The organism is Arthrobacter arabinosi (genome assembly GCF_054511115.1).
Window position 1 is genome coordinate 18,339 of the sequence record NZ_JBTNDF010000011.1, and the last position, 8,707, is coordinate 27,045.

Annotated in this window: 7 protein-coding genes; 6 read left to right on the forward strand and 1 reads right to left on the reverse strand. The window is 65.1% G+C overall.

Annotated elements, in window-relative coordinates:
- Nucleotides 1-31 precede the first annotated feature (31 nt).
- The 6 genes from ACX80P_RS16115 to ACX80P_RS16140 are packed head-to-tail and all read left to right on the forward strand — an operon-like array spanning nucleotide 32 to nucleotide 7,738.
- Complete coding sequence (locus ACX80P_RS16115) at nucleotides 32-847, forward strand: DUF8175 domain-containg protein (protein ID WP_459279123.1); 816 nt, start codon at nucleotides 32-34, stop codon at nucleotides 845-847.
- The gene (locus ACX80P_RS16120) at nucleotides 844-2,574 is read left to right on the forward strand and encodes a hypothetical protein (RefSeq protein WP_459279124.1); all 1,731 of its coding nucleotides are present in this window, start codon (nucleotides 844-846) and stop codon (nucleotides 2,572-2,574) included. The genes ACX80P_RS16115 and ACX80P_RS16120 overlap by 4 nt, the downstream gene beginning before the upstream one ends.
- Complete coding sequence (locus tag ACX80P_RS16125) at nucleotides 2,571-4,103, forward strand: SCO6880 family protein (protein WP_459279125.1); 1,533 nt, start codon at nucleotides 2,571-2,573, stop codon at nucleotides 4,101-4,103. The genes ACX80P_RS16120 and ACX80P_RS16125 overlap by 4 nt, the downstream gene beginning before the upstream one ends.
- Nucleotides 4,103-5,644 carry a putative type IV secretion/conjugal transfer ATPase gene (locus ACX80P_RS16130; RefSeq protein WP_459279126.1) on the forward strand — a complete coding sequence of 514 codons (1,542 nt, stop codon included), beginning with the start codon at nucleotides 4,103-4,105 and terminating at the stop codon, nucleotides 5,642-5,644. The genes ACX80P_RS16125 and ACX80P_RS16130 overlap by 1 nt, the downstream gene beginning before the upstream one ends.
- 10 nt (nucleotides 5,645-5,654) lie before the next feature.
- Entirely contained in the window at nucleotides 5,655-7,343 is a 1,689-nt protein-coding gene (locus ACX80P_RS16135; protein ID WP_459279127.1) for a type IV secretory system conjugative DNA transfer family protein, read from the forward strand.
- Nucleotides 7,340-7,738, forward strand: coding sequence for a DUF4913 domain-containing protein (locus tag ACX80P_RS16140; RefSeq protein ID WP_459279128.1), 399 nt, complete (start codon nucleotides 7,340-7,342; stop codon nucleotides 7,736-7,738). Before ACX80P_RS16135 ends, ACX80P_RS16140 begins: the two co-directional genes overlap by 4 nt.
- A 183-nt stretch (nucleotides 7,739-7,921) precedes the next feature.
- On the opposite strand, the gene ACX80P_RS16145 is transcribed toward ACX80P_RS16140, so the two are convergent.
- Complete coding sequence (locus ACX80P_RS16145; RefSeq protein ID WP_459279129.1) at nucleotides 7,922-8,395, reverse strand: cupin domain-containing protein; 474 nt, start codon at nucleotides 8,393-8,395, stop codon at nucleotides 7,922-7,924.
- Nucleotides 8,396-8,707: the final 312 nt, after the last annotated feature.

Sequence of the window (8,707 nt, forward strand, 5' to 3'; positions counted from 1 at the left end):
CCCACCTACCTGATCAAGAGAAGGACAGACGATGAGCACACAGGACACCACCCAGAAACCGAAGGCCCGCCCGAAATGGTTCGGCGCTGCCGCGATGCTGCTGGCCCTAGTGCTGGTCGGCCTCCTCGCATGGAGCCTGCGGGTATTCCTCTTCCCCAGCAACGACGCACCGGCAGCAGACCCAACCACCGCTACAACGCAGACAGCACCATCGTCCGCCTCGACGTCCGCGTCCTCGACGGCAGCACCAGTCGAGGACGCGGACGCCGCGTGGGACTGCCAGGCGGACCTCAACAGCGACGACGCATCTGTGACTGACAGTGCTCCCACGATCGAGGAATGGGTAGTCGGCGGATACAACGTGATCCCGTTTTCGGAGTTCGGCGGATGCGAGAAACTGCCTTCCACCTTGCGCGTCGGTTACGCACCGACTCAAGCAGGGTCACTGGTGGCGGCGGCCACGTATGCCGTCGCTCTCGACCCGTCAGCCAGCGAGCAAGCAGCGTCTGACCTCGAAGCAGCGGTAGCGGAAGGGCCGAACCGACTGCTGTTGGGCGAGCGAGCACAGCGCATCCGGGACGGTCTCGAGCAGAGCGAAGACACCTCCGTCATCGCCCGCTTGACCCTGCTGGGCTACATCCAGAACAGCTACAGCGATGACGCAGCGTCCTACCGGCTGATCTACTCGGCACCCGATGCGTCGGGTCTGGAACAGACACTCATTGCTCAGGTCGATCTGGTGTGGGAGGACGGGGACTGGAAGCTGGATCCGGCGTCGGGCAACGACTTCAATACCTGGGCCCGCTACCAGGGACAACAATACGTCCAGTGGGGACCCAAATCATGATCGGAGATTTGGCAGGGAACCTCCTAGAAGGTGTCGCCGGCAGCGCGATCCAGAAGCTGATCCAGTTCCTCGCGACCTGGTTGGTGCAGGTCCTGACGGAGATGATCAACTTCGTCGGTACCTGGTGGTTGAAAATCGGCGCACCGGATATGGGTACAGGATCCGCAACCGACCGCATCCAGCAGTCGACGTTGATCTTCGTCGGGATGGCAGGTGTCATCGGGACAGCGTTCGCGCTCATCAAGCTCGCCCGGGACCAGGACCGGGCCTCGACGGAGAACCTGATCATGGGCATGGTGCGGACCATCCTCACCACGGCGCTGGCCGTTCCAATGGTGGGCCTCCTGTTCGGTGTCACCGACGTCCTCGCGCCGTGGCTGGTGACCACCATTTCCGGGTCCGCGCAGGAGGACGGGCTCGGGTCCGCGATGGGCCTGGATGCCATTGCGGGAACCACGATGACCATGCAGCTCGCCGGCATCATCCTGTTCGTCGTGCCGCTGGCCCTGCTGGGAGCGATCATCAACGCAGTCATCGTGATCTTCTCCTATGGTGCGGCGATCGCACTGTGCGGGGTTCTGCCGATCTTCGCTGCCGCTTCACAGACCGAGCGTGGCCGGAAGTCCTTCGACAAGGCCGTGGGCTGGCTGGCGGCCGTCGTCCTTTTCAAGCCAGCTGCCGCGATCCTGTACGGGGCAGGACTCGCGCTCCTGAAAGGCATCAACGGCAGCGCGGACAACGAGCTCGGGAACACGGCGATTGGCCTCATCACCGGCCTCGTCATCATCAGCAGCGCCTGCATTGCGATGCCGGCCTTGGCCAAGGTCCTCGTGCCTGCCGTCAGCGCAGGTCCACAGGGCATGGGAGCCTCCGGCTTGGCGATGGTCGGCGGTGCCGTAGCTCTTGGAGCAGTGACCGGCGGCCTCGGAGCTGCAGCCGGGGCCGCAGCTGCCGGTGGCGGCGGAAGCACCGCAGCAATCACCGGTAGCGGAGCCGCAGCAACGGCCGCAACGGGTGGAGGCGCTACGGCAACTGGGGCTGCCACTGCCGCGGAAACGTCTGCGACCGCCGGCCCTGGGGCAGTAGGAGGATCCGGCAGCAGTGCCATCCCAGCAAGTGGAGGTGGAAGCGGCGCCACCGGTGCCGCGACCCCTGGTGGGGCAGGTAACACCGGTGGCGGAACCGGTGGTACCGGCCCTTCCGGGGCAGAGCAGAGGCCAGAACAGCCCGTCGCATCCGCGTCGGACTCAGGTGTCGGAGCATCCGGAGGAACTGCTGGTGGTCCCGGTGGAGGTTCCGGTGGTCCTTCGGGCGCAGAGCAACGCCCGGAACGATCCGCGGCAGAGACGTCACCGGTCGGTGATGCCGGTACTGGTGCAGGCGGAAACAGCGCGCCTGGTGGTTCAAACGGCCCAACGGGCGCACAGCCTCAGGCCGAACGGACCGGCGCACCTACAGGATCGCCGGCGGAAGCACCATCCGGTACCGGTGACGGCAGCTCGTCAGCTGGAGGGCCAAGCGGGGCAGAGCCCGCGGCATCAGGTGACAAGCCTCCAATGGAAGCTCCCGGGGCCGCACCCGTGACCTCACCGACGGCTGAGGGTTTCCGAGACGGTGCGCCATCCGGGGCGGATAAGTCGGCCCAGAGCCAACAACGCATCGAGTACGCGCTACGGGAAGCAGCAAGAGACATGGAACGCGCAGTGGAAAGTGGGGATGACCAGTGAGTACCGAACAGACAATCGTCCGGCAATACGGCAACATCGCAGAAGACCGGACGGCGGGTCTGATGGGGTTCTCGATGGCCTCGACCGTCGTTCTGGGCGCGGGCGCAATCGGGGTGTTCATCGCGATCATGGCTTCGCAGATTTGGGTGGCCGTCGGCATCGTCCTGGTCGCGTTCATCGCCGCCACGATCCTCGGCTCGAAGGACCGTCACGGTCGGTCCAAGCCTGAGCGGTGGCTGGCGCGCAGCATGCACGCCAGGGGCAGAAAAGCCGGGAAGACCGTCTACAAGTCTGGGCCCGTCTCGCAGATCCCGGACGGTTCGTTCCGTGCTCCTGGCCTACTGGCCGCGACCGAGCTGATCGACTTTCAGGACCTTTTCGGCAACGAGGGTGTCATGCTGTGGCACCCGAAACTGAGGACAGGAACCGTCTTCTTCTCCACCAACTCCTCGGGGCTGGGCCTGCTGGATCAGGACCGCGTGAATCGGCTCGTTGGGTCATGGGCCGCGTTCCAGCGCGACGCCGGTTCCAACGCACGGGTCGAGCAGATTTCGGTGACGACGCAGTCGACGACCGATCCGGGTGAACGCCTGCCGGACGCTATCGCGGTGGCACGGCAGCAGGCAGGCTCCCACGAGGTGCCCGCCTTTGCCCGTCAGGTAATGGATGACGTGGTGAACAACCTCAACCTCGACGTGCCCAAACTCGAGCAGTGGGTGGCGCTGACGTTCAGCGGCAAGGCCAATGACGGGGACAGGGCACCGGAACGCTCCGCCGAGGAGCTGGTGGCCGATGTGAAGTCGCTCCTGCAGGGATTCAAGGAAGAACTCGAGGACGTCGGCGCGGGCAGCGTGTCACTCATGCGGGCCGCCGACCTCACCGACCAGACCTATGTCGCGTTCAACCCGCACGCCGCGGCCGCCGTCGAACGCGCCCGCCTCTCCGGCGACGGAACCGGCCTGGGCTGGCATGAAGTCGGCCCCTCCGCCGCCCGGACCATCGGATACCCGGGTCGGTACGATCACGCCGGGGTGACGAGCAAGTCGTGGCAGATGTTCCGGCCGCCGGCCGGGACGTTCCGCGAGAACGCCCTGGTGGCCCTGCTGGGCCCCGATGCGAGCATGCTGCAGAAACGTGTCACCGTGTTCTACCGTCCTCAGCCGCCGGAGAAGTCCGCGCAGCAGGTCGCGCAGGCGCTCACCAATGCGCAGTTCGCCACGAACCAGAAGGGCCGCCGTCCGACCAGCTCGCAGATCATCGCCCTCGAGAAGGCACGCAAGGCCGAGCGGGAGCAAGCAGAAGGGGCCGCACTGGTGCGCTTCGCCATCGGTGTCACCGCGACGGTCGAGAGCCCGGAGCAGCTGCAGGCGGTGGAAGCGAAGATCATGCGCAATGCGGCTACCGGCATCCAGATCCGCATGCGGTCCTGCGACTACAACGACGACGCCGCGTTCTCCTTCAACCTCGGGCTCGGCCTGGTGCCAGAGCACCTGGCCACCATTTCCTCCGACGTCAGGAAGGCCCTCTGATGTCCGCCTTCGACAGAACCGTCGACAAGGTCATGAACCGGTTCCTGGGCCGCTCCGAAGCGGCAGCCGCAGTTACCGCTGCATCGTTTCCGCAGCTCACGGAGAAGGGCATGCGGGTCCGCGAGGGCGGCATGGTGACGTGGGTGGAATCGCCACCGGAGTTCACGGCCACGTCGAACCAGACCGCCGGCGTGTGGCCGTTCTGCGTCGGCACCTCCTCACCGCTGGTCGGTGCGGTCCTCGGCCGGAACCTGCTCAACAGCTCGGTGGTGTGCGGGGATCCGATCAGCCTGTTCCTGCACGGCATCATCTCCTCACCGTCCGGGTTCATCCTCGGCCTGAACGGGCGGGGGAAGTCCTCGGTCGCCGTCCGCATGGCGCTGGCACTGATCGACCAGGGGTTCCTGATCCTCGTGGCAGGGGACCTCAAACCGGACTTCGCCGGCGTCGTCCTGGAAACCAACGGGCAGGTCGTGCAGGTCGCCCCCGGCGTCGGGGCGATCAACCCACTCGACGCCGGTCCGCTCTGGCGGGAACTCGAACGCTTGCCAGCTCCGATGCAGCGCCAGATGCGCGCCGAGATCCACAGCCGCCGTCTGATGACCCTCACCGGGCTCATCGAACTGGTGTTCAAGGAACCGCTGGATGCGAAGAAGCAGGAACAGACGGTGCTGTCCATGGCGATCGCCATGGCCGCCGAAAAGGCAGAAGGCGAGGATCGACAGCCGCTGGTCGGCGACGTCGTCGACGCCATCAAGTCCGCGCCACCGCAGATCCGGTCGGCGCTGCTCATCGAGGATTCCACGGAGTACCTGCCGCAGGTCAAGAATCTCCTGGCGGGCCTGAACGCCCTCGGCGAGCATGGACCGTTCGGGGACGTGTTCTGCCAGCAGACCACGAAGGAAATGAAGATCGACACCTCCGTGGACTTCGACATTTCCCTCATCGACGAGTCCCAGCTGACGCTCCGCGCCGCGGTGCAGACGGTGTGTTGGTCCTACGGTCAGGCCGGCATCTCGGCCGCGAAGACCCTGGCCGATGCCGGGCTGATGGAGGAACGCCATCACCTGATGATCATGGACGAGCTGTGGCAGTCCCTGCGCGCGAGCGAGCTGCTGGTGCACCAGATCGACTCCATCACCCGCCTGAACCGGACCAAGGGCCTGGGGCAGCTGATGATCACGCATTCCATGAAGGACCTGCAGCTGTCCACGGACGAGCTGACGAAGATCGCTACCGGCTTCGTGGAACGCTCGTCCGTGAAGATCCTCGGCGGGCTGGCGCAGAACGAGATGGACCTGTTGGAAACAGTGTTTCCCGTCTCGGAGCGGGAGAAGGCGATGCTAGTCGGCTGGTCGGCCGAAGGGTCGATGAACCCGAACACCAACCAGGTGTCACCGCCCCCCGGGCGTGGCCGGTTCATGCTGAAAACCGGGTCCGAGCCCGGTGTGCCGTTCCGGGTGAACCTCACCGCCGGCGAACTCAGAGCCCACAACACGAACCAGGCGTGGGCTGCCGCGCAAGCAAAAGTAAACCGATGAAGGTGAACCGATGAAGACCGAGGAAAACGGCCCCGTCATCGCGTTCTCGTTCCTGGCCCTGGCCGCGTTCGTTGCGGTCGCCCTGATTCATCTCGGGGAAGCCTTCACCCCGGTTCCCACCGACCTCTCATGGAACCCGATCGGATTGGCGATCGGTCTTGCCACCGGGGATCCGTGGCCGGCGGCGGCAAGCTGGTTGCTCGGCGCCGAAGCGGTCGTTGTCATTGCCGCCTTTGCGTGGTGGAGCACCCGCCCTGTGTCCAGGACCGCTGAAGCGTCCCGTCGGATGAGTCCTGGCGGGAAAATGCGCCCGGCGATGCTCGATGCCCGCCTCACCGAAGCGGCCCGGCTTCACCCGACCGCGGAAGGTATCGGCCCGGGCCTGACGATTGGGTACGCCGGGGAGACCGGCACCAAGGCTGTCATCCAGGGCTGGAGGGAGTGCTCGACCCATGTGTGGGGGACCGGGCGGGGTAAGACGACGACGCAGGTCGTCCGCCATGCCCTAGAGGCTCCCGGCGCGTACATCATGACCAGCAACAAGGTCGACGGCGTCGCCGAGGTGCTGGCCGCCCGCTCCGACACCGGAACGGTGTGGCTGTTCGACCCGCAACGGATCTGGCGCGATAGCCACCGTCCGGCCATGATCTTCAATCCGCTCACTATCGTCACCGACACCGTGAGCGCCGGCGAGGTCGCGTCGATTTTCGAGACCTCATCTGCCCCGAACGCAGGCCAGGGTAAGGGGGATGCCCAGTTCGACTCGCAGGGACGCGACTTTCTGTCCTGGTGTCTGCTCGCTGCCGCCAAGAGTGACGGAACGATGAGGGATGTCCTGCGGTGGGTGTCCTCGGCGGACTTCATGGAACCCGCTGAGCTGCTCGAGCGGGCCGGGCACGCGGGTCCGGCGTCGGCGTTGAAGGGCATGAGCGCCCAACCGGAGGACACACGCGGGTCCGTGGCCGCCAGCGCCCAGCGCATGGCGTCCGCCCTCGTCCACGACGAGCTGGTGGCGTGGTCGATACCGGCTCCTGGTGTGCCGGTGTTCGACCCGGCCCGGTTCGTGATTGGCAAGGACACCCTGATCCTGCTCTCGCAGGACGCTGCAGGCTCCGGTGCCGCGTTCGTGTCCACGCTGGTCTACGCGGTATTTACCGCCGCGCAGCAGGCCGCCCGTCGAGCCGGGGGACGCCTGCCGGTGCCCCTGGTCGCCGACCTGGATGAGGTCGGGAACGTCGTCAAGCTCAAGCAGCTGCCCGAGTGGTATTCGTTCTTCGGGTCCATGGGCATCGTCGTCAGCGCCTACTTCCAGACCCGCGGGCAAGGCGTGGCCATGCTCGAGCGCACCGGCTGGGACACGCTCTGGTCCGCGGCCGCGGTCAAAGTCTACGGCGGCGGATCCGACGACACACAGTTCCTCGAATCCCTCTCCAAGACCATCGGGCAGTACGACGCGAAGGTCCGCAGCTCCTCCACCTCCAGGAACGGCTCCTCCCGCTCAGTACAGGCTCAGCGGCGCGACATCATGTCCGTCTCCCAGCTCTCCGAACTCCCCGCCAACCAAGCCTGGGTAAAGACCTCCAACGGCGGCGGGACCATTGTCCGTACCGTGCCCTGGTTCCGTGACAAGGGCATCAATGCCCGCATCGGACCCACGGTTGAACGCATCAAGCTATCTAATGCAGGGCAGGCCTCATGACGGAGTCCCAGGAAGGCGTCGTAAGCACCATGGGACCTAACGGTTACGACGACGGGGGAGAGGACTTCGCCTTCACGCCCGAAGAGTTGGTGGATTGGGTAGAGGGTCTTGCCGCGATGCTCGAATCGGTGGACCGGTCCCAGAACCAGTACTGGTGCTCCCAGTGGTGGAACCACCCCGAAGCCGTCGACCGGCTCCGAGGACTGTACGAGCAATGGCTCGAAGCCAAGGCAAACGGGGGCATGTCCTCGTGGTGGATCGACCACTTCGACCGCCACGCCGCCGTCCTCTTCGCCAAGCGAGGTCCATTCGGAGAATGCGGAACCACACACATCGCGAGAACCGCCCGGCGGATGCTTGCAGTTGAACAACCAACACCTGGATGGGGATGGTGACCCGAACTACATCACGGCCTTCAGTCGAACTACTTTCCGTGGTTCTGTGTCTCTGCCTTCCCGTGAATGGACGCCCGCCAATGGAGCGGCGCGACTCCTGGTGCGGTTAAGGCAAGAACGAACGGATGGTCTGCGTTGCTTTCGTCCGACCCGCGCTTAGTGGGCGTCATCGCAATTGATGACTCAGGCGCTCTCTTCTCCCTTGTCGTCTACTTCTTCGACCCACGACGGCGGTTCGTCGCGGCCCTGCTCCTCGTCCTTCTCGGCAGCCTCCCGGGTTTCCTGCACAATGCCCTGCGCGTGGTGGGTAGGGGCGTAGATCGTGTAGAGGCGCAGTGGCTCGTCCCCGGTGTTCTCCACGTCGTGCCAGGTGCCAGCGGGCACTTGGATGCTCCAGCCGTCCTCGACGTCCTGCTGGAAGGAGAGGTCGTTCTTCGAGGGACCCATCTTCACGCGGCCCTTTCCGGCGTCGATGCGCAGGAATTGGTCGGTGCCGTGATGCACCTCGAGGCCGATTGCTCCGCCGGGCTCGATCGACATGAGCGTCACCTGCAGATGCTTGCCCGTCCAAGCGACACGGCGGTAGGCGGTGTTCTCGGTCGCAGCACTCTCGATGTCGAAGGCGTTCGGGTTCGGTCCGTTGTCGGTGATGTCCATGACCGCATTCTGTCCCATGTCCTGCCCGGGCTGCCAGGAAGGGAAAGAAACGTCGCGCGATGACATCTCGTCAGGCGGTTCGCTATGCCCTCAAAGCTCTAGCGGAACACCGTTAGTCAGAAAAGACGGCCCGTTCGTGACTCCATCAAATCGCCGATAGCCTCGGCTTATGTCATCCGATATTGACGCAAGTCGGTGTGAGCTCGACCGATTTGGTCCGGGCTTTCAGCTAATGCGGGACTGTCCGATAAACGGTGTGTGGGGTCCGGCGTTTCATCAGTAAGTTGTTTTCTCGAAGCGTCCTGCGAAGGT